The 20,709-nt window shown below is 62.8% G+C and carries 24 protein-coding genes; 11 read left to right on the top strand and 13 right to left on the bottom strand.

From position 1 onward, the window contains the following. Positions 1-32: 32 nt before the first annotated feature. The 3 genes from C440_RS00380 to thiI form a co-directional block, all read right to left on the bottom strand. Entirely contained in the window at positions 33-485 is a 453-nt protein-coding gene (locus C440_RS00380; RefSeq protein ID WP_008317170.1) for a DUF5804 family protein, read from the bottom strand. 42 nt (positions 486-527) lie between these two features. Then, complete coding sequence (locus C440_RS00385) at positions 528-782, bottom strand: hypothetical protein (protein WP_049915075.1); 255 nt, start codon at positions 780-782, stop codon at positions 528-530. A 107-nt stretch (positions 783-889) separates the two neighbouring features. Continuing rightward, positions 890-2,068, bottom strand: a complete 1,179-nt coding sequence (gene thiI, locus C440_RS00390; RefSeq protein ID WP_008317173.1) for a tRNA uracil 4-sulfurtransferase ThiI — start codon at positions 2,066-2,068, stop codon at positions 890-892. 225 nt (positions 2,069-2,293) lie between these two features. Between thiI and ppk1 the strand changes: the two genes are divergently transcribed. Then, positions 2,294-4,795 (top strand): polyphosphate kinase 1, encoded by a 2,502-nt coding sequence (ppk1, locus tag C440_RS00395; RefSeq protein WP_049915116.1) that lies wholly within the window; start codon positions 2,294-2,296, stop codon positions 4,793-4,795. A gap of 126 nt (positions 4,796-4,921) precedes the next feature. Here the strand turns inward: ppk1 and C440_RS00400 are convergent, their stop codons facing one another. Together C440_RS00400 and cyaB are read right to left on the bottom strand one after the other, a co-directional pair. Further along, complete coding sequence (locus C440_RS00400; RefSeq protein ID WP_008317176.1) at positions 4,922-6,130, bottom strand: methionine adenosyltransferase; 1,209 nt, start codon at positions 6,128-6,130, stop codon at positions 4,922-4,924. A gap of 128 nt (positions 6,131-6,258) precedes the next feature. Next, on the bottom strand, positions 6,259-6,816 hold the full coding sequence (cyaB, locus tag C440_RS00405) for a class IV adenylate cyclase (RefSeq protein ID WP_008317177.1): 558 nt from the start codon (positions 6,814-6,816) through the stop codon (positions 6,259-6,261). Positions 6,817-6,964: 148 nt separating this feature from the next. Between cyaB and C440_RS00410 the strand changes: the two genes are divergently transcribed. The 6 genes from C440_RS00410 (at position 6,965) to C440_RS00435 (ending at position 11,883) form a co-directional block, all read left to right on the top strand. Further along, positions 6,965-7,477 (top strand): DUF6789 family protein, encoded by a 513-nt coding sequence (locus C440_RS00410; RefSeq protein WP_008317178.1) that lies wholly within the window; start codon positions 6,965-6,967, stop codon positions 7,475-7,477. Positions 7,478-7,642: 165 nt separating this feature from the next. Then, positions 7,643-8,437: a cytochrome c oxidase subunit II gene (gene coxB / locus C440_RS00415; RefSeq protein ID WP_008317179.1), complete on the top strand. Its 795-nt coding sequence runs from the start codon at positions 7,643-7,645 to the stop codon at positions 8,435-8,437. Further along, positions 8,434-10,977, top strand: a complete 2,544-nt coding sequence (locus C440_RS00420) for a cbb3-type cytochrome c oxidase subunit I (RefSeq protein ID WP_008317180.1) — start codon at positions 8,434-8,436, stop codon at positions 10,975-10,977. The genes coxB and C440_RS00420 overlap by 4 nt, the downstream gene beginning before the upstream one ends. Positions 10,978-10,987: 10 nt before the next feature. Further along, complete coding sequence (locus C440_RS00425) at positions 10,988-11,248, top strand: cytochrome C oxidase subunit IV family protein (protein WP_008317181.1); 261 nt, start codon at positions 10,988-10,990, stop codon at positions 11,246-11,248. 2 nt (positions 11,249-11,250) lie between these two features. After that, positions 11,251-11,481 carry a hypothetical protein gene (locus C440_RS00430; RefSeq protein WP_008317182.1) on the top strand — a complete coding sequence of 77 codons (231 nt, stop codon included), beginning with the start codon at positions 11,251-11,253 and terminating at the stop codon, positions 11,479-11,481. A gap of 183 nt (positions 11,482-11,664) precedes the next feature. Next, a complete protein-coding gene (locus tag C440_RS00435; protein WP_008317190.1) occupies positions 11,665-11,883 on the top strand; it encodes a hypothetical protein in 219 nt (72 codons plus the stop codon). A gap of 36 nt (positions 11,884-11,919) precedes the next feature. On the opposite strand, the gene C440_RS00440 is transcribed toward C440_RS00435, so the two are convergent. From C440_RS00440 to C440_RS00455, 4 genes are read right to left on the bottom strand one after another with little or no spacing between them, the layout of a single operon-like run. Beyond that, on the bottom strand, positions 11,920-12,240 hold the full coding sequence (locus tag C440_RS00440) for a DUF7410 domain-containing protein (RefSeq protein WP_152417814.1): 321 nt from the start codon (positions 12,238-12,240) through the stop codon (positions 11,920-11,922). A 50-nt stretch (positions 12,241-12,290) separates the two neighbouring features. Further along, a complete protein-coding gene (locus C440_RS00445) occupies positions 12,291-13,706 on the bottom strand; it encodes a hypothetical protein (RefSeq protein WP_008317193.1) in 1,416 nt (471 codons plus the stop codon). Beyond that, complete coding sequence (locus C440_RS00450) at positions 13,703-14,416, bottom strand: DUF7546 family protein (protein ID WP_008317194.1); 714 nt, start codon at positions 14,414-14,416, stop codon at positions 13,703-13,705. Before C440_RS00450 ends, C440_RS00445 begins: the two co-directional genes overlap by 4 nt. A 1-nt stretch (position 14,417) precedes the next feature. Further along, a complete protein-coding gene (locus C440_RS00455) occupies positions 14,418-14,861 on the bottom strand; it encodes a hypothetical protein (protein WP_008317195.1) in 444 nt (147 codons plus the stop codon). Positions 14,862-15,015: 154 nt separating this feature from the next. Here C440_RS00455 and C440_RS00460 point away from each other — a divergent pair, with 154 nt between their 5' ends. Next, positions 15,016-15,948 (top strand): FKBP-type peptidyl-prolyl cis-trans isomerase, encoded by a 933-nt coding sequence (locus C440_RS00460; RefSeq protein WP_008317196.1) that lies wholly within the window; start codon positions 15,016-15,018, stop codon positions 15,946-15,948. A gap of 69 nt (positions 15,949-16,017) precedes the next feature. Beyond that, positions 16,018-16,284: a hypothetical protein gene (locus C440_RS00465; protein WP_008317197.1), complete on the top strand. Its 267-nt coding sequence runs from the start codon at positions 16,018-16,020 to the stop codon at positions 16,282-16,284. 12 nt (positions 16,285-16,296) lie between these two features. Here the strand turns inward: C440_RS00465 and C440_RS00470 are convergent, their stop codons facing one another. The 4 genes from C440_RS00470 to C440_RS00485 form a co-directional block, all read right to left on the bottom strand. Next, positions 16,297-16,920 (bottom strand): RAD55 family ATPase, encoded by a 624-nt coding sequence (locus tag C440_RS00470; protein WP_008317199.1) that lies wholly within the window; start codon positions 16,918-16,920, stop codon positions 16,297-16,299. Positions 16,921-16,946: 26 nt separating this feature from the next. After that, complete coding sequence (locus C440_RS00475) at positions 16,947-17,564, bottom strand: nucleotide-binding protein (protein WP_008317201.1); 618 nt, start codon at positions 17,562-17,564, stop codon at positions 16,947-16,949. 96 nt (positions 17,565-17,660) lie between these two features. Then, complete coding sequence (locus tag C440_RS00480) at positions 17,661-18,035, bottom strand: YlbF family regulator (protein ID WP_008317202.1); 375 nt, start codon at positions 18,033-18,035, stop codon at positions 17,661-17,663. A 57-nt stretch (positions 18,036-18,092) separates the two neighbouring features. After that, the gene (locus tag C440_RS00485; protein ID WP_008317204.1) at positions 18,093-18,746 is read right to left on the bottom strand and encodes an alpha/beta hydrolase; all 654 of its coding nucleotides are present in this window, start codon (positions 18,744-18,746) and stop codon (positions 18,093-18,095) included. A gap of 254 nt (positions 18,747-19,000) precedes the next feature. Here C440_RS00485 and dph2 point away from each other — a divergent pair, with 254 nt between their 5' ends. Next, complete coding sequence (gene dph2 / locus C440_RS00490; protein WP_049915080.1) at positions 19,001-20,035, top strand: diphthamide biosynthesis enzyme Dph2; 1,035 nt, start codon at positions 19,001-19,003, stop codon at positions 20,033-20,035. A gap of 103 nt (positions 20,036-20,138) precedes the next feature. Next, positions 20,139-20,705 (top strand): hypothetical protein, encoded by a 567-nt coding sequence (locus C440_RS00495; protein WP_049915082.1) that lies wholly within the window; start codon positions 20,139-20,141, stop codon positions 20,703-20,705. Positions 20,706-20,709 lie beyond the last annotated feature (4 nt).

Genomic DNA, 20,709 nt, shown 5'->3' on the forward strand with positions numbered 1-20,709 from the left:
GCTGTTGTCTCGTTTGTGTCTCGCCGTTCCGATTACCGACCGAACTCGGACTCATCGACGCGGACCACGACGGTTTCGTCAACGTCTCTGAGGTCGTACTCGGGGACCGATCCATCGACCCGCGTGACGTACATCGGTTCGACGAGTCGCTCGTCTTCGACGCCGTAGATTGCGAGGTGGTCGCCCGTCTCGTCAGGGTGAACCTCTCCGTCACGGATTTTCCGGGCGAGGTCGCGCGAGAGCCATTCGTCGGCCGAGACCGACGGTTCACGAACGAGCGAGAACGTAGCGAAGCGAACCAGATACCAGTTGAGGTCATTGAGAAGCGAAACGGCCGCCCCGAGGCTCACCGTCTCGACCGACAGCGAGTTTTCGAACGGTTCTGAGATGTCGTACGTCGAAAGCGCCGCACGAGCCGTATCCCTCGATAGCAACTCGTACTGTAGGTGGACGTCTTCGGCTCCGACGATACAGACCTGCGTCACGTCGAGATGGACGGTCCGGGTCGGGTAAAGCGGTTCCGGTACTTAGACGCGGGACTCCCACGTCTCGGCGCAGGTCTCGTCACAGAAGACGACGCACTGGCGCTCGAACGAGAGCTTTCCGGGATGGTCGATTTTCCGGTCGAGAACGAGTTGGTAGTGTTCCTCGCGCATGTCGATGTGGCTCCGACACGCCGCACATCGCTCGATGGTGTCGCTCCAGTCGGTCCGCGGTGCCCGATGCGAGATGCGCCACTCCGGGCCGGGGTGACTGCGGCCGGGATGCGATGTCCGTGGCATGAACGAATCGTTGCACTCGTGGTAGATAAATCCACTTTCTAGTCAACGAAGGTCCAGAATGATACCCAAATCGTTGTAAATTTAAAATTGTGCCGAACGTTTGCACACTACGAACTGCCGCCGAGCGGCACGACCGTTCGTTTGTGGGCGGCCTCGACTGCGAGGTCGAACAGGTCGTCGGGTTCGGTGGCCTCGACGGCGGCGAGGGACGCGTTCGTCTCGGGGTGTCGCGGTGCGACGCGCTCACAGCCGACGGGGAGCGTCGAGTCGTCGTACGTCCCGAGGTCGCGGGCCGTGGCGACGATATCTGTCTTGTCGCGGGTCAAAAGCGGTCGGTGAACCGGGTAGTCAACGGCGGCCTCCGTGACCGCGAGGTTGCCGCCGGTTTGACTGGATTTCTGGCCGAGCGATTCGCCGGTTACGATGGAGTGGGCGTGTTCGTCGGCGGCGACTTCGGCGGCGATGACGAGCATCACTCGCCGAAGCGAGAGCATGCGAGTGTCTTCGATGGTGTCCATCAACCGCTCTACGACGTCGCCGGCGGGAACCACGTGCACGCGCATGTTCGCGTTCGGCGCGCGGCGGGCAATCGTCCGCACCGTCTCGATGGCGCGAGCGCGGTGGTCGGCACCGCCGAAGTCGCCCAAATCGACGTAGACGGGGACGACCTCACAGCCGCGGCGCATGAGTTCCCACGTCGCAACCGGCGAGTCGATGCCGCCGGAGACGAGCGAGACGGTCTTTCTTTGCGTCCCGAGCGGGAGACCGCCCGGCCCGTCGAATCGTCGCGCAGAGAGGTACGCGGTCTCTTCGCGGCACTCGATGCGGTACGTTCGGTCGGGGTTGTCGAGGTCAACCGGTTCGCCGGTGGCTTCGACGACGGTGCTTCCGGTCTCGCGTTCGATGTCTCTGCTGGTGAACCCGTGGTGGTCGGCCGACCCGATTCGGTCGGCGTCGATGGCGAAACTGGCACCGTCGGGATGGTCCGTGGTGAGTTCCCGACAGGTCGAGACGATAGCGTCGAGGGTCGGCTCGCAGACGAGACTCGGCCGCGTCCAGACGACGCCCGGAACCTCGGCACACGCGGCGGCGACCGCCTCGGGGTCGTCGATGTCGCGGACGAGAAGCCGCGACCACGTCCGGTCAACGTTCCCCGCGAGCGCCCGGTCGTCGAGAACTGCCTGCAGATTCGTGCAGAGCAAACGCTCCATCTTCGCCCGCACGTTCGAACTTTTGGTGCCCACCTCGCCATATCCGACGAGGACGACGGTCGCCGTCTCGTTCACAGCTATTGTTCTCCGCGGCCGCTTTTCAGCGTCTCGTTTCGAGCACTACCGACCGTTCACGCCGAGTGTCAAAACAGATACCAATATTATATACTCACACATAGTACAATTTACTGAACCGTAGACAGTGGAGGAACCAATATAAACCACTTAATAGATTTCACCTCCTCTGTGTGTCATACGCTCGCCGCACAGTCCGCCGACCTCCCGCCCAACCTAATGTCCATGACCGACGAGTCGAGCAACACTATCGACCTCTCCGACCCACAGTACTATCTCAACCGCGAACTGAGTCAACTCGAATTTCAGTCTCGCGTACTCAACGAGGCATTGGACGACCGAAACCCGCTCCTCGAACGGGTCCGTTTCCTCGCCATCTTCACGAAGAACTTAGACGAGTTCTTCATGAAACGCGTCGGCGGACTCAAGCAACAAATCGACGCCGGCGTCACCGAAGAGACGACCGACGGCCGCACACCCCAAGAACAGTGGGAAGCAGTCATCGACAAGGCACGGCCGATGTTCGAGCGACAGGCCGCGTGTTACCGCGAGGAGATTCGCCCCGCGCTCGCCGCCGAGGGAATCCATATCTGCGACTACGACGACCTGACCGCCGACCAACAGTCGGACATGCGCGAGTACTTCCAACTCTCGGTTCTGCCGGTGCTCACGCCGCTCTCGTTCGACCCGGCACATCCGTTTCCCTTCATCTCCAATCTCTCGCTTTCGCTCGCGGTCATCACCCAAGGCGACGAGGACGACGACCCGACGTTCACTCGGGTGAAGATTCCGCAGAACCGGCCGCGACTCGTCGAGGTCGAGACCGAAGGCGACGAGACCCGCTACGTTCTTCTCGAAGAGGTCATCCGCGCGAATCTCGATTTACTCTTTCCGAACGTCGAGGTGCTCGGCACCGCGGTGTTCAAACTGACGCGTAACGCCGAGGTCCGCCGAAACGAGGAGGTCGCAGAGGACCTCATCGATATGATCGAAGAAGTGCTCGAACAGCGCCGCTTTGCGACTGCGGTGCGTCTCGAAATCGAGGCCGACGCGCCGGCGGCCGCGCGGGACCTCCTCATCGAACAGTTACATCTCGACGAGCGCGAAGTGTTCGACCTGCCGGGACCGCTCGACTACCGCGAGCTCATGGACCTCACCGACCTCTCGCGGCCGGACCTCTCGCTCGCCTCGTGGACGCCACAACCGCACCCGCGGTTTTCGACGCTCAGCACCGGCGACATGGATGGCGACGGACACTCCATGTTCGACGAGATTCGCCGGCAGGACGTGCTGTTGCACCACCCGTATCACTCCTTCGGCGACACGGTACAGAAGTTCCTCGACGTGGCCGCAAACGACCCGAAGGTGCTCGCCATCAAGGCCGCAATCTACCGGACTGCGTCAGACTCGAAAATCATCGAGTCACTCATCGACGCCGCCGACAACGGCAAGCAAGTCGCCGCGATGGTCGAACTCAAAGCCCGGTTCGACGAGCAGAACAACCTCGAATGGGTCCGTAAACTCGAAGAAGAGGGTATCCACGTCGCCTACGGAACCATCGGTCTGAAGACCCACACGAAGACCGCACTCGTCGTCCGCGAGGAAGCAGATGGCGTTCGCCTCTACTCGCACGTCGCCACCGGAAACTACCACTCGGGGACCGCAAAAGGTTACGTTGACCTCGGTATCCTCACCGCCGACCGCGACATCGGACAGGACCTCGTGAAGGTGTTCAACTTCTTCACCGGTCCCTCGTTGGACGAGGAGTTCCGCAAACTCCTCATCGCACCCGTGACGATGCGAAACGAGTTCACGAAGTGTATCCGCCGCGAGGCCGAACACGCCGTCGCCGGTCGCCCTGCACGCATCGTCGCTAAGATGAACGCGCTCGAAGACCCCGGTATCGTCGAAGAACTCTACAAGGCGTCGATGGCTGGCGTCGATATCGACCTGCTCGTCCGCGATATCTGTCGGCTCCGCCCCGGCATCGACGGTCTCTCGGAGACGGTCACGGTTCGGAGCGTCGTTGACCGCTTCCTCGAACACTCGCGCATCTTCTACTTCGAGAACGCCGGCGACCCCGAGTACTACATCGGTTCGGCCGACTGGATGACGCGGAACCTCGACAAGCGCGTCGAGGCAATCGCACCCGTCGAGGACATCGACATCCGCGAACAACTCCGATTTATTCTCGAACTCGGCTTCGCCGATAACCGGAAATCGTGGGAGATGAACCCCGACGGCTCCTACGAGCAACTGTCGCCCGAAGGCGGCCATACGGTTAATATGCAGTCGGTGCTGATGGGACAGACCCTCACAGCGTCGAGCAAGCCGGGCGTCCACCGCGGTATTCCGGCGTCGCACCCCGACGTGCCCGAAACGCTGTTGGTCGAATCGAATCCGACGGTGATGGCTCCACGCGACGTTCCCGAACCCCGGCCGCTCGCCGACGAAACGACCTCGGTCGTCACCGCCCGCGGAGACAGCGACGGTGCCTCGTCGGCGGACGACGCCGACGACGAACCCCGCGTCGCCGCCGCACGTGGCGCGCCGGTCAACGGCGACCCGCAGTACGTCCTCGATACGTTCCCGGAGAAGTGGTACGTCCCGGACAGCGGACACTACGAGTACGCGGTTCGAACACCCGACGGCGACCGCGACTACCGGAAGACGGCCACCGCGGCCGCGAAACTCATCGAACAGTACTACGACTCGGACGCGGAGTAACGGTCCGAACTTCGACTCGGTCGTATCGGTTTCCGATCCGGCGGCGTCGCTATCGGTATTTTTCTGCGGTCTGGCCAGCACCGAACGGGCAACTAAAAGACGCCCGTTATTCGCGTCGATTCGCTCTTAGAAGGTGCTGAGTTGGCCTTCGATGGTGCGGCGCGTGATGTCCGTCACGTTGGCGAGTTCGCGGTCGATAGTGGCGGTAACTTCGTCTTCGATGTCGGCGATGGTGACGCCCGGCTCCGTGATGACCTTCGCGTCGGCGACGTGCGGTTCGTCGATGGGGCGGCCGATTTGTGAGAGCAGGCGGACCTGCAGGTCGCGGATGCCATCGACCTCTGCGACGACCGTCTCGGCGATGTGAGTCGAAAGTAGATTGTAGATTTTCCCGATGTGGTTGACGGGGTTCTTGCCGGAGGTCGCTTCCATGCTCATCGGGCGGTTCGGCGTGATGAGACCGTTGGCACGGTTGCCGCGACCGACGGAGCCGTCGTCGCCCTGCTCGGCCGAGGTGCCGGTCGTCGTGAGGTAGATAGAGCCCTCCTCGTAGTCGTCGGCGGTGTTGACTTCGACGTTGACTTCGCGGTCGGTGTACTCGGTTGCGAGGTCGGTGACGAACTCGCGGACGCCGTCTACGGCCGCAATGTAGTCGTCGAGGGTCTCGATGTAGTTATCGACCATCGCGGCGGCGACGGTCACGTCGATGACGTCGCCCTCGCGTTTGCCCATGAGTTTGATGTCCTGTCCGAGTTCGGGGTGGTCGTCGCCGTAGCGCGCGCCGTTGAGGGCGCGTTCGGCTTCGAGGACGATTTGCTCCGTCTCGGTGAGCGGGGCGTGACCGACGCCGAAACTCGTGTCGTTCGCCATCGGGACCTGTTGGGTCTCCTCGCCGAAGACGTCCTGCAGGTCGCCGGAGCCTTCACCGAGTTTCACATCGACGATGATGTCCGTCCCCACGTCGAGTCCGGGGATGTTCTCGTTGAGGTACTCGCGGGCGGCACGGAGCGCCGTCGAATCGACGGGGAGCTTCTGCCCGTCGTACTCTTTCGTGGCGCGGCCGACAATGAGGAGATAGATGGGTTCGATGACTTCGCCGCCGCCGAATGCGGGTGCGGCAGTTCCGGCGACGAGTTGCGTTTCGTCCGTGTTGTAGTGCAGAACCTTCCCGACGCGGTCGAGATAGAGGTTCGAGAGCGCGCGGGAGACGTTCTCGGCGATACCGTCGCAGATGGAGTCCGGGTGCCCGATTCCCTTTCGTTCGACGATTTCGACCTCTTGGTCCTCGACCGCGCGCTTGTCGGCGGATTCGAGGCGGATGTTTCGGTCACTCATTGCCGGGAGTACCCGGCGGGCGGTTCTATAACTTGCGGAAACCTTCCTCGAATCGCGTATTACTGTTGGGAATTATATATGACGTAACAGTATCGGCCTTCGAAACGCGGGTTCGGTCGGTTCTGTCGTCACTCTTCGGACGCACCGAGCAACAATCCGAGATAGGACGTTCGAATCTGGTCGTCGGGTTCGACGCCGAGCGTCCGAAGCACGTCGAAGGCACCCTCGCGCGCCGCGTCCACGCCGGACTCGACTTCGATTTCGACCTCGACGAACTCGCCGAGACCGGAGACGGCGTCGAGCGAAACGGTGTAGCCGTCGAGTTCGAATCGCTCGCGCTCTTTTTCGACCGTCGCGGCAGGCTCGAACCCGACGGCCTCACAGATGGCGTCCATCGTTTCGCCGTCTTCGACGCCGGTTTCGTACTCGCGGCGCGTCTTCGACGACTCGTCTACGAGCGGCCCTTTGTAGGTGACGACGGTCGTTTTGGCGACGACCTCGTCTCCCTCGTAGCGCGACTCGCGGCGGAGCCGAAGCGCCTCGTCGGTCGCCGCGAAATCCTTGTGCGGCGCGTCGTAGTAAGTGTCCGTCTGCGCGACGCGGTTTACCTGCTCGGCGGCCACCGACTCGAGTCGTTCTCGGAGCGTCTCGTGGTCGGCGCGGACCTTGACTTCGACTTCGTACATACTCTCGTCGGCGCGCTCGCCTGGCAAAAGCGCGGTGACTTTCTGTCGTCTCTGCCGACTCGAACCGCTCTCCCGAGGTGCGTCGGCACCACCAAATTGTGGCATTTGATACCTTTTATCATGGGTGGGACCGTAGTACGACGGGAACATGAGTCAAGAGACACCGACGCCAGCGGCGGTAGAGCAACCCACCGGTGAGGTGGTGGACCACGAGATTACGGGTCGTGTCATCTTCACGGCGATGGTTGGCGGCTTCGTTGGGACGGTCCTGATGCTCCCCGTTCTAGTCGGCATTCCCGATCTACTCGGCCTGTTCGTGACGGAACCAATCACCCGATTCGCCGGGTTCGCGGCGTTTTTCGGGTACGAACCGACGCTCCTGCTCGGGGTTCTTCTGTTCGGAATCGGTGGTGTCGTCGTCCTGCCGTTGACATTTGTCGTCGTTGGGGCGTTCCTCCCGCCGGAGTCGCCCGGTTACCTCCGTGGTGTTTCGTTCGCCACGTTGTACTGGGCCGGGTTCGTCCCCGCGTTCTGGCCGAGCGCGGACCTGTTTATCACTACCTCGTTCATCGTGTTCTCGCTGTTGGGCCACTGGGTCTACGGCCTGTCCCTCGGCTACGCGCTCGACCGGTTCGGGGGGATTCCACAGCACCGAGTGTAGTCCGCCGCAGACTGCCCCGTCAGCCGTCGGTTCTCCGTTTTTCGCGTCGATAGCTCCGTCTTTCCGTCTCACCGAACTGGTAACCGTCGTTCTATCCCCGATTTCTCCGAAACAGTAATCATCATGAACGTTAATTAATTTATTTGGGTGGTGTTGACAATGGTCATGGCTCGTGGGTTCGGTAGTTCGGTCCCGCTTCAAAGCGGTATCGTCCCGAGGGGGTCCCGAGCGGTCGTCTTCGACAGCATCTTCGAGGTGTTCCTGCTTCTCGGAACGCTCGTCGGTGTCGTCGTCTTGGGGTATATGTTGTATAACGCCTACAAGTACCGCTTCGGGTCGGGAAACGGGGACTTCGACGAAGCGGATCGGCTTACCGTCGGCGAGTTGCCGACAGGTGGTGGTGGGGGCCGGAAGTTGTTCACGTCGTTTTTTATGAGCATGGTTATCGTCGTCTCGCTGATTTCGTGGACGTATCTGACGCTTCTGTACGTCGAAGAGGGACCGTCGGCGGAGGACTCACTCCACGTCGAGGTCGAAGGCTACCAGTTCGGCTGGCGATTTACGTATCCGAACGGACACACCACCGACGGCGTTCTGCGAGTTCCGGCCGACAAACCCGTCCGACTGACGTTGACGTCGGCGGACGTGTTCCACAACTTCGGCATCCCGGCGTTGCGCGTCAAATCGGACGCGATACCCGGCCAGGAGACGGAGACGTGGTTCACCGCCAACGAGACGGGGACCTACACCGCCCAATGTTACGAACTGTGTGGCGCTGGCCACTCGTTCATGTCCGCGGAGGTCATCGTCATGCCGCCCGACGAGTACGAAGCCTGGTACGAGAGCACGAACGGAACGCAGTCGAGTGAGAACACCAGCGCGATTCACTCAGCCGACACGAACGCGCTCCAACCGACTGCACCCGCGAACGCGGGCCGACTGACCGAGGTGGTAGTATGACTGATACGAATCCCGAACGAACCGACGGTGGGACAGTAACCGACGACCACGGCCACGACTTTCCCGGGACCGGGAGCATCAAACGCTGGTTCGTCACGACGAACCACAAGGACGTGGGGATTCTCTACATCGTCACGTCGCTTTTCTTCCTCGTTCTCGGCGGCGTTCTCGCGTGGCTGATGCGAATCCAACTGCTCGTCCCGCGCGGGCCGGGCGAGACGATTCTCGGCCCGCTCGCATACAATCAGGCCGTTTCGGCCCACGGGTTACTGATGGTCTTTTGGTTCCTCTCGCCGTTCGCCTTCGGCTTCGCCAACTACATCGTCCCGCTCCAGATGGGGGCGAAAGACCTCGCGTTCCCGCGCTTGAACGCGCTTTCCTACTGGCTGTATCTCTTTTCTGGCATCTTGTTCGGCGTCTCGTTCTTCCAAGGCGGGACGTTCTCGGGTGGGTGGACGATGTACGCGCCGTTGAGCGTCCCGACGTTTACGCCCGATGTCGGGGCTTCGACCGCGGTGCTGGCACTCGTGTTGTTCGTCGCCTCCGTCACCGTCTCGTCTGTCAATTTCTTGACAACTATGCACCGCATGCGAGCCGAGGGGTTGACACTCCGAAGCCTGCCGCTGTTTAGCTGGACGATTCTCCTGACGGTCTGGATGATGCTTTTTGCCTTCGCGGCGCTCTTGGCGGCGCTCTTGGTGCTCTCGTCGGACCGACTGCTCGGGACGACCTACTTCGCCATGGAGTCGCCGGCGGGCGCGCTCCTCTGGACGCATCTGTTTTGGTTCTTCGGTCACCCCGAGGTCTACATCGTGTTCTTCCCGGCGCTCGGCGTCATGGCCGAAGTGTTCCAGACGTTCACGGGCCGCCGCATCGTCGGCCGCAAGTGGTTCATCATCGCGATGGTCCTCGTCGCCATCCAGAGTTTCGCCGTCTGGATGCACCACATGTTCCTGACGAGCATCAACCTCCAGGTGAAGACGCTCTTTATGATAACCACCATCGGCATCTCGCTCCCGTTCGACCTGATGGTGTTCGCGCTCATCTACACCATGTTGAAGGGGAAGATACGCTTTACCACGCCGTTCCTGTTCGTCTTCGGAGCGCTCTTGTTGTTCATCATCGGCGGCATCACCGGCGTCTTCCTCGGCGCGGTCGTCCTCGACTACGAGTTCCGCGGCACCTACTGGGTCGTCGCTCACTTCCACTACGTGATGGTCGGCGGCGTCACGGCGCTCGTCGGCGGTCTCTACTACTGGTTCCCGAAGATGACCGGCCGGATGTACGACGAGTTCCTCGGCAAGGTTCACTTCGCCATCTACTTCGTCGGCTTCAATCTACTGTACTTCCCACTTTTTGTCGCGTGGGAGACGCCGCGGCGGGTCTTCGATTACGCGCCCGAACTCGCGCCGTGGCACCAACTCGCCACCGTCGGCGGGTTCGTCCTCGGACTGTCGTTTCTCGTCATGTTCTACAACCTGTTCAAGAGCGCCTTCGTCGGCGACCCCGCACCAGACAACCCGTGGGAGTACGCACACACCGCGGAATGGGCGGTGCCGTCGCCGCCGCCGCTCGAAAACTTCGACGGGACGCCGACCTACCGGAACGGCCACCTCGAAGTCATCGAGGCGGGCGAGATAGCTCCGCGTCGTGACCGTTCCGACACGCCCGCCGGCTCGTCCGTCTCCGCCGACGGCGGCATCGCGGCGTCGTCGAAGACGGCGGTTTCAACCGAGCTACCGACCGTCGAATCGACAGCGGTCGAGGGACCGAGCCACGCGAGCATCTGGCCGTTCGTGCTCTCTCTCGGGGCGTTTCTCGTCCTGCTCGGCTTGTCGCCGCTTCAAGAGGCGGCGTTCCCGAGTGGGATGGCCGGCGCGGCGTACGCGACGACGGCCGTCGGTGGCGGCGTCGTCACTCTCGGTTCACTCGTTGCCATGGGCTTAGAGCCGTTCCACGGCCCGGTCTTCGAGGAAGGCGAGGCGTGGCCGTTCTCCGGCATCGACAACGGCAAAGTCGGGATGTGGATATTCCTCGCGTCCGACGTGGTGCTGTTCGGCGGCTTCATCGGCGCCTACGTCTTCACTCGCTTTGCCTTCGGGTGGACCGGATGGGAGCCGATTCCGTCGGACCCGATTCCGGGTCTCGTGAACACCTACATCCTGCTGACGAGTAGTTTCACGGTCGTTCTCGCGCTCGTTGCGGCCGAAAAGCAACACAAAGGGGCGCTCGTGACGAGCCTCGGCGCGACGTTCGTCCTCGGAATCGGCTTCCTCGTCAACAAGGGGTTGGAGTGGCAACACCTCTTCCACGAGGGAATTTGGCTCTCGACGAACGTCCGTTCTTCGACGTTCTTCCTCACGACCGGGCTTCACGCCGCCCACGTCATCGCGGGACTCATCATCGCACTGTATCTGACTGCGCGTGCATGGCGGGGCGCGTACCTCGAAGACAGCCGTTCGGTGGAGTATTTCGGTCTCTACTGGCACTTCGTGGACATCGTCTGGCTGTTCCTCTTCCCGCTTTTCTACATCCTGTGAGGTGACCAAAATGGTATCAACAAAACTCTACACGGCGATTTACGCGGTGTTGTTCGTCTCGGCGACGATTCAGGTTCTCGTCGAGTTCGCGGGACTGAACTACTGGCTCGCCTTCGGCGTTATCATGGTCCTCTCGGCGGCGAAGGCGGTGCTCGTCGCGGCGTACTTCCAGCACCTCCGATTCGAACCGCGTTCGCTGACGTATCTCGTCAGTATCGGACTCATCGCGGCGCTGGCGCTCACGCTCGCGGCGTCGTACTCGCTCCTGTAACGATGTCTGCTCACCAACCGGCCGACCCCGACGCCCACCACTCGACTCTCGCCGCGGTCGCCTATGCGCTTTTGTTCGCTGTCCCCGTCGGCGTCGGCGTGACTCTCATGATGACGCGCGTCGTCCCCGGCCAACTCACGGAACCACTCGTCGTCGGTCCCGGTCTCGTCATCTCGCTCGCCGTGTTCGCGCTGGTCGTCGCCGCCGCCCACGGCGGCGAGAACGCGACTTGAGCGACGGATTCTCGTTGTGTTCTTTTTGCCGTTCCGTCTCCCGTCACTTCCTTCGACCTTCCCCCGTCACTTCCTTCGACCTTCTCCCGTCGCTTTCTTCGACTCACTTCTCGTCACTCTCGGATTTTCTACCGACTCACACACGCGCATACTTTCTTTGAGGTTGGTGTGGTACCATTGGTCATGAAACGAAGCTCGCTCGTGCTCGTTCTCGCGTTCGGTGCCGTGGTCGTCGGACTCGCGGCGCTTCTCGTTGCAGAGGCCGTCGGCGCGTCAACACTCGTCATCGCGGTCGGCGGCGGCATCGCGCTGGTCGGCGTCGCCGTGCTCACCGCGGTCGTGATGCGCCTGCCGGACCCGAACGAACCGGGGTCCGCTGGCGGGAACGAACACGACGCGTAGTCCCACCCGACTTCTGACACACAGGGTTCTGCCGAGTCACACACTGAAGCCGACGACCGCGAGGAGAAACAGCGCGGTAAAGACGACGCCAAGCGCACCGGCGACCTTCAGGTGGTAGCGAAAGAGGGCTTCGTCTTCGGCTTTGACGGCGTCCCGATAGGCGGCTTCGTCGCTCGCGGACCGCCGTTCGTGCATCTCGCCGACGTGGAGGTCACGGAGTCGCGCCCGTCGAAACGGGCGGTCGCAGTATGGACAGGTCGCCGCAGGCGTTTCACCGTCTGGCACGGCTGTTTCGGGAACCACGGTGTGTCTCTCTTCGTTCGATGTTTGACCTGCGCTGGAGCGTTCTTCACTCACGGTGGCGTCGTCTCCGACCCGTTTCGACCGTCCGTCATCGAGCGAACGCATCAGGCGACACCCCCGACGGTCGGTTGGGCGACGACCCACAGGCTCGCCACCGTGTAGCAAATCGTGACGGCGACGAAAGGGTACTCACTCCGGAGTGGCTGTAACCGGCCCGGAAACACGTCGAACGAGCGGACGTGTGCGACCCAGACCGACAACAGGTGCCCCAACACGACGAACGCGAGCTGGAGACTGCCGAACCACGCGGGGACGACGAAGACGGTAATACCCGCCGGCGGCGACAGCGGGTTGAGCGCGACCGCCGCCAGTGCCGGTGCGAGACCGACGACGTAGCCGAAGAAATGCGCGAGATGGTAGCCGGCGGCGATTGGGACGAGCGCGGGTGCGAACCACCCGGCGATGAACGCAGTCGTGACGTACGTCTCGGCGGTTCGTCGAGCGGCCAGCGAGGCGAGTCGGTAGCCCGCGACGAACACGAGAAAGCCCACGACGATGCCGATGAGGTTCACAGCCCATGCGGGAACCGGTGTCGCGGCGTCGAGGACGCGCTCCCACGCGACGGTCGAAACGAGTCCGTCGAAGGTGGTCACCCACAGGAGCGCGACGATGAAGGCCACGTCATCGGTTCCCATTCGCTCGCGGGAGCGCGCCAACCCCGACCCGGGGAGAGTGACCGAGAGTCCACGGGCGGTCTGCTGTATCGGCGCAAGGTGGCCGTAGAGACGGAAGACACGCGCCACCGGGTCTGCGTGTTCGAACCACGCGTCGCCGTAGACGACCGCGCCGCTGACAGTCACGAGCGAGTAGGCGACGACGACACCGGCGAGCGCCCGCGGATTCGCCGCCAGCGGGCTGACGACCTCCAGCCAGACGAGACCGAGCAGGCCGACGACGCTCGGCCACGACCCGAGACGGGAAGGGTAGGAACGAGACGCGTGCTGAAGTGTCTGAATCTGGCGGCTGAGCGTCGCCGTGAGCGTCCGCCACGGGTTCACGAGCGGCCACACGTCCACGACGAGATACGTCAGCATGGTAAAGCCCGCCCACCAAACGACCCAAACGAGGAGCACGCCCGCGTTTGCGACCGCGACTGACGGACCGGCGAGTGAGAATCCGACGACTGCGACGAGCGCGGCGACGCCGAGAAACCGGAGTACGGCGGCGACAATCGCGCTCGACTCGCCGATTTCGACGCCGAATCGAGTGAACGCGCCGAGCGACTCGTCGTCGGTGACGAACGCCGAGAGGAGAAACGAGACACAGACGACGCCGCCGCCGGAGACGACGACGAGCCAGAACGGCGCGCGGACGGATTCGAGCGATCCGGCGAGCGACCCGGCGTGTGCGGCGACCGGTCGGACGAGACCGAGGAGTGTGAGCGCCAGCACCGCGAGACCGACGAGTCCGCCCCGAACAAGCGACCGCAGGGCTGGCCGCGGAATCGAACTTCGGGTCATTGCTGGAGCCACGCTACCGTTTTCGGCCCGTACATCAGTGCGCCCACGGCGACGACGAACACGGCAGTCGAAACATCGACCGAGAGGACACGGAGCGCGCTCACGACGCCGGTTCCACCGGCGGCCCCCGCGGCGAGTCCGCCGACGAGTGGGACCGTACACCCGACACACGTCACCAACCCCAGCGCGCCCGAAAGCGCCGTGCGCGCGGCGTCGAGAGTCGCAACGTAGACGAGGTACGAAAGCGCGAGATAGCCGACGACGCGATACGGAACGACGGTTGCCGAGACGACCGTCCCGGCGTAGCCGACGCGCGGTCCCCATCCCGGTGCGCCGAGCGCGAACTGCCAGCCGGCGGGTCCGCCGGCGTGTCCAGCGGCGCGAACGTGTCCGTCGCCGACGAGCGCGCCGACGTTCACGGACAGCAGTCCGGCGAGAAACGCGAGGACGAAAAAGTACGCGACGGCGACGACTCCCGCGACGAGTTCGACGCGGCGGTCGGCGGTCGGTCGCTCCGTCCAGCACAGCGCCGCGATACCGACGTTTATCCAGACGAACGGGTAGATGACGTACCGGAGTTCGTCCACTCGAACCGGCGCGGCGTGAAGGTATGCGGCGACGGCAAGGAGTTCGAACCAACAGAGCGCCGCGAGCCACCACGTCGTCGGAATCTGCCGCGCCTCGGTGCGACCGGTGTACGAGAGCGCCATCTCAGAGCAACCCTAACAACCTGAGCGTGACGCCGATGATAAACAGCGCGCCGATGACCCACGACCCCGCGAGCGCCGCCTGCGAGCGCTTGAGTCCCCTTCCGCGCGCGGCGTGGTACGTCCCGTAGAACAGGTAGGAAACGACGACAGAGACCGTCGCGGTGACGAGAGCCGCGCCCGCGACGTTCGTCGCTTCGTCCGGGATGCCGCTCCCGCCGATGAACAACACCGCAATCGCGCCGAAGCCGAACGTCACGAGCAAAAATACGAGCGACAGCACCGTCGGGTCCTTCGACCACTGCCTCCCCGTGTCCCGACGTGACCCGCCCCCGGTCGGGACGGCGGTGACGGTGTAGTGTCGCCGCCCCCGGCCGGTGAAGAACACGATGAGCGCCAGCAGTGCGGCTCCGAGGAGAAACCCGACGAACAGAACTGTCTGTGCCATGTGAACACACCACTAGTATTATAACTATTGACACTGATATAAACGATTCGCCGTACACGGGGTCTCGGGGTCGATTTTCTGACGGGCGTCCGTGTCGGACACGTCCCGCCGGCGAAACGTGATTCTTAAGGGTCGCACGAATCACGTAGCGTGTATGAGTGACGAACAGCAGGCGGAGGCCGAGCAGGTCGATGAAGACGTCGAGTCCGGTATTCAGGACGACGACTTCGTTCGCCTCGCGTACACGGTTCGAACGGTCGAAGACGGCGACGTCGTCGATACTACGAGTGAAGAAGTGGCCGAAGAGGCCGAAATCGACGTCGAGGGCTACGAATTTGAGCCTCGCGTCGTCATCGTCGGCGCGGGCCACGTCTTCCCCGAGGTTGACGACGCCCTGATCGGTGCCGAGGTCGGCGACGAGGATACCGTCGAGATTCCGGCGGCAGACGCCTTCGGCGAGTACGACGAAGACGAAGTGCGCACGGTCAGCGCCAACAAGATCGACGAAGACGACCGCTACCCCGGTGCGCAGGTCCAGATCGACGGCGAGCAGGGTCGTCTTGAGACCATCATCGGAGGTCGCGCCCGCGTCAACTTCAACCACCCCCTCGCGGGCAAGGACCTCGAATACGAGTACGAGGTTCTCGACCTTGTCGACGACCGCGAAGAGCAGGCCTCCGGCCTTCTCGGCATGTACCTCCAGCAGGCTCCCGACGTCTGGATTCAGACGGACGAAGTCGAAGAAGAGCAGGTTGTCGAGTCCGACGACGAGGACGAGGACGCCGAACCCGAGACGGAGACCGTCACCGTCGAGAAGGACACGCTCTACATCGAGGCGACACCGCAGATGACGATGAACCAGCAGTGGATGTTCTCCAAACAGCAGATTGCGCAGGACATCATGCAGCGTCTCGACATCGACCGCGTCATCGTCCAAGAGACCATCGAGGGCGGCATGGGTGGCATGGGCGGCCTCGGCGGTATGATGGGCGGCGCAGGCGGCGCTGACATCGAAGAAGCAATCGAGGACGTCGATATCGACGCCGACGAACTCGCCGCAGAACTCGACGACGCAGACGAAGAGTAAGCGAGGACTTCCGCCGCCTCCCGCGAATCGGCGGCTTCTTGATACTCGCCTTCCGACCGCTTCGTAGCTATGGCTTCGACAGACGACACCGCGGCGCACGACCTCCGCGACCTCACCGACGTAAAAGTCGCACTCGCCGCCGGGCTCTGTACCGTCGGCCTGACGCTCGCGCTCAAATATGGTGCTGGCGTCGATGTCTCGTTCGTCTACCGTCTCTCGCCGCTCGCTCCGTACTTCGCATACGTCTTTACCCGCGGTGCGGCGCTCTCTGTGCGCGTCTGGGTCGGACTCATCGTCGCCGTCACGCTCGGTACGTTCGGGTTCTTCGCTTTCTGACCGGGCGCTGACTCACGCGATGTCGCGGCTGGTATCGACCGTGACCCGCTCTGCAAGCCGGAGTTTGATGGTCTCGTCGAGCGCTCGGCCGCCACGGAACTTCGGAACGGCGAGCCTGTTTTCTATCTCCGAGCCGTCGATTTTCGTTTCGAGGTCGAAGACGATGTCGGCCATGTGCTCGGTCAGGTCGCGGTTCTCGGGCACTGTCTCGCCTTTGAGTCCGTGGAGAACGGTGAGACCGCGCGTGTTGACCATATGGGTCTGGAGTGCATTGAGGAACTTCCGATACCGCGGTCCCTCGTTCCGTTCGAGCGTATCGACGACATCGACGATGAGGTTCGCCCCCTCGGGCAGGTCGCGTACGAGTTTGTTCGCCGCATCGAGCGGCGCGTCACCGCCGACGTCCCGGATGGTCGGGCTTCCGGTCGCCCCCGGACACCGGTCGAGCGCGTCTTCGACGGCAACGTCGGAGCGTAACGTCGTCAACCACAGGGTCCCGCGGGTCGTCGTCAGTTCGTACAAGAAGAGTTCGGACTGGCTGGCCGGGTCGGCCGCGAGGAGGACGACGCTCCCCGCCGGAATCCCGCCGTCGAGTTGACGGTCGAGAACGTCGATACCGGTCGCCAGTCGAGACATGCCTGTGGCTAAGACAGTCACTCATATTACTTCTTCCCCGATATATTGTCTACAATCCGACGATAGGCGGCTTGAACTGTTGGCTGAGTGAGTACTGGTGATGTTTCTTCAGGGACAGTTCCGAGTATTGGCGCGCCGACCAGTTCGGCGACCGCATCCGGTGCGACTCGCGTGCGGGTGACGACACACCCGATGACGGGCGTCCCGAGCGCACGCGCCATCGCGGCCGTCTTCGCCGCGTCGCGGAGCGCTGGCGCGCACAACGGCGTCACGACGACGACGCCGTCGGCGACGCGGAGCGGTGTTGCGGCGTCGGGTCCCGCGCCGGCCGGACAATCGACGACCGTCGTTCGGTCGTCGGCCGCAATCGACTCCAACCACTCCTCGAACGCCTCGTCGTCGGTCCCGCTCGGTGCCGGCAACACCGACACCGTCTGGTCTGTCGGGTGCTGGTGGACCGTCGGTTCGAGTACGGCATCGCTCGCTCCACCGTCGTCGCGTCGTTCGACACCGGCCATCGTGTGCAGATTCGGCATGTCTCTGTCGGCGTCAACCGCGAGGACGGGACCGTCGAGCGCACTCGCTAGTCCGAGCGTCGTGGTGGTCTTGCCGCTTCCGCCCTTGCCGCCAGCGATTGCCAACATAGCCCGGACTGGTGCCGGTCTCGTATTTGAACCTACGGCGAAAACAAGCCCACGTCCGTGCCGCGTGAAACCGCGGTGGCCGAGGCGGCTGTCTCCTCAGTCGTGACAGCAACCGCCGGCTTCCCCGCCGAAATCGACCGAAAGCGGTTCGGAGATGGCCTGATTGATCTTCTCCAACTCGCCGACGAGTTCGGCCTGTGCGAGGAGGTACTCCTCCATCACGGGTTCGGAGTGGAGTTCGTCTTGGGCGGCTTGGACCTTCTGGAGGCCTTCTTGGGTCGCTTCGCCCATCTGACGGGCGACGTTGAACTCCTCGCGGAGTTGGTTGAACTCGGTGATAAGCTCTTGAACGTCGTCGTCGGCTTCGACGGCCGCCTTCGCTTCCTCGTACGCCTCGTACTTCGGATGGTCAGCGATGGCTTCGCCGAGTTCGCGCCCGAGTTCTTCGAGCCGCGTCGTCTGCGTGCTCATAACCGCGCGTTAGGCGTCGAACGGTTTCAACCTGCCGAAGAGCGAAGTAATCGGGGGTTAGACCTGCGTTTCGACGAACGCGACGATGTCGGCTAACTCGTCCGCCCCGACGCCGTGGGGTGCTTGGTACACGTTCGACGTTACGTCCGCACCGAGTTCGCGGAGTCGGTCGGCGGCGTGTTCCGCCCGCGACGACGGAATCACGCGGTCCAGCGCGCCCGACCCGACGAAGACTGGTTTCCCGGCGATTCCTTCGGGGTCGAGGTCGGCGTGCGACGCGGGCAGATAGCCGTGGAGCGCGACGACCCACGCGTAGTCGTCAGGATTGTCGAGGAGAAGCGAGAGACTGGTGATTGCACCCTGACTGAATCCGAGCAAGCCGATTCGGTCACGGTCGAGGTTGTACTGGTCGATTGCGCCACCGATGGCGTCGCGGACGAGTTCGCGCGACCGATCGAACTGCTCGGCGTGCGGTTGACTCTGGTGGAGACCGCCCGCCGAAAGGTCGAGTTCGTACCACGTGTAGCCGCCCTGTAGCTCGTCGGGCGCGCGAAAGCTTACGACGTGCAGGTTCTCGGGGAACCGCTGTGCAATCTGGAGTAAGTCCTGTTCGTTCGACCCGCGTCCGTGCAGTAACACGACTGCGGGTCCCGGCCCGTCACTCGGCGCTGACGGTTCGACGTGAACGTGTTCGAGGGGAATGTCGGCCATGGGCCACAGTATGCCGTCGCACGGCTTCAACCCCCGAGTGACGGAAGAGTAACCGGGTAACTGCGAGCCAATCAAATGTGGGGTCGTGCGCTACTGACGCCGGTGTGACTTCGATCGGGACCGCTTCTCGCCGTTGGTTCGCACTCTTGTGTCGGGTCGATTCAATTCGTTGAAATATGGTCGTGTGGGGGTGTGTGACGCCCAATCGTGGGAAAACACCGTCGTTAAACCGCTTCGTCCGTTAGGGAGCCTCAATGAGTCAGGACGCCTCCTCGGAGGGAGACCTTCGAAACACCGGGATGTCGCTCAAGCACGACCGGGAGTGGGATTACGAACTCGAACGCATCGTCGAAGCCGTCGAAGAACGCGACGCCAGTCGCGTCGGCCTGCAGTTCCCCGAAGGGCTGAAACGCCGTGGTCCGGCCGTCGCCGACGACCTCCGACAGCTCTGTGACGACGACGTGACGTTCATGCTCTCGGGACAGCCGTGTTACGGCGCGTGCGACCTCGACACCTATCTGATGCGCCGAACCGACGTGTTCGTCCACTTCGGTCACTCTCCGATGAAGGAGTCTGACAAGATTATCTACGTGCCGCTTTTCTCCAACGTGGACCCGTTCCCCATCATGGAGGACGCGCTCGACGAAATCGAGGGCGACGAAGTCGGTCTCGTCACGACGGCTCAACATATGAACCGCTTCGAGGACATGTGCGATTGGCTCGAAGAGCGCGGTTACACCGTCCAAACCCGCAAAGGTGACGACCGTCTCACCTACGAGGGGCAGGTGCTTGGTTGCAACTACGCCTCTGCAGACATACCGGCCGACAACGTCCTCTACGTCGGTGGCGGAAAGTTCCACCCGCTCGGCCTTGCGATGGAACACCCAGAAAAGAACGTCATCATCGCCGACCCCGTCAACAACGTCGTCACCATCGCCGACACGCGGAAGTTCATGAAACAGCGCTACGCGTCGGTCCACAAGGCGATGGACGCCGAGAAGTGGGGCGTCATCTTCTGCACCAAAATCGGACAGGGCCGCATGGAGATCGCCGAGAAGATTCTCGAAGACAACGAAAACGCCTACCTCATCACCATGGACGAGGTGACGCCGGACCGGCTCCGCAACTTCGACATGGACGCGTTCGTCAACACGGGCTGTCCGCGCATCACGACCGACGACGGACCGCGCTTCCACAAGCCGATGCTCACGCCCCAGGAGTACCGCATCGCCGTCGGTGACGAACCTCTCGACTCACTCGAATTCGACACCTTCCACGGCACGTGGTGAGATAGTCGGGGAGCCATCCGCCGCGACTCCGTCCTGACTTCTTTCGGTCGCCGGACCTGTCATTCGGAATACCTTTATTGTCGGGAACCGTTCACCATCGGGTATGGTTCCCCAACGGAAACCATTGACCACTCTCCTGTCCCTCCTCGGTCTCCTCGCGCTCGCGGGGACGGCCGCCGCACAGCACTTCGGTTCCGTGCCGGAGACTTCGACGATAGTCGGTATCGGGTTCAGTCTGATTCTCAACCTCGTCTTCGGTGGCATTCTCGTCGCCGCTGGTCCCGACTACACCCGCAACTCGATCTCCGAAATCCGGAGCAACCCGGGTCGGTCGTTTGTCTGGGGCTTGGGAGTCTCTCTTTTTGCATTTGTGGTGCTCATCCTGAGTAGCTTTATCCCGCTTTTGGGTCTGCTTCTCGTCGTCGTGGTGGTGCTGGTATTCGTCGTCTTGATTGTTATCGGGAGCGCTGTCGCAACCGTTTTTCTCGGGTCTCTCGTCGTGAAGCCTGCCGTGGGCCGGTCCCCATCGCTCGGCGTGTCGCTTCTCGTCGGCGCAATCGGAAGTACAATGCTCTCCGTTATCCCGGTTCTCGGCGCAACTATGGTGCTCGGCATCACCGTATTCGGAGTCGGCGTCGTCGGTCGCCACGCGTACCTGTCGATGGTTTGATTAT

Origin of the sequence: Haloferax mucosum ATCC BAA-1512, from assembly GCF_000337815.1 — an archaeon.
GTDB classification, from domain to species: Archaea; Halobacteriota; Halobacteria; order Halobacteriales; family Haloferacaceae; genus Haloferax; species Haloferax mucosum.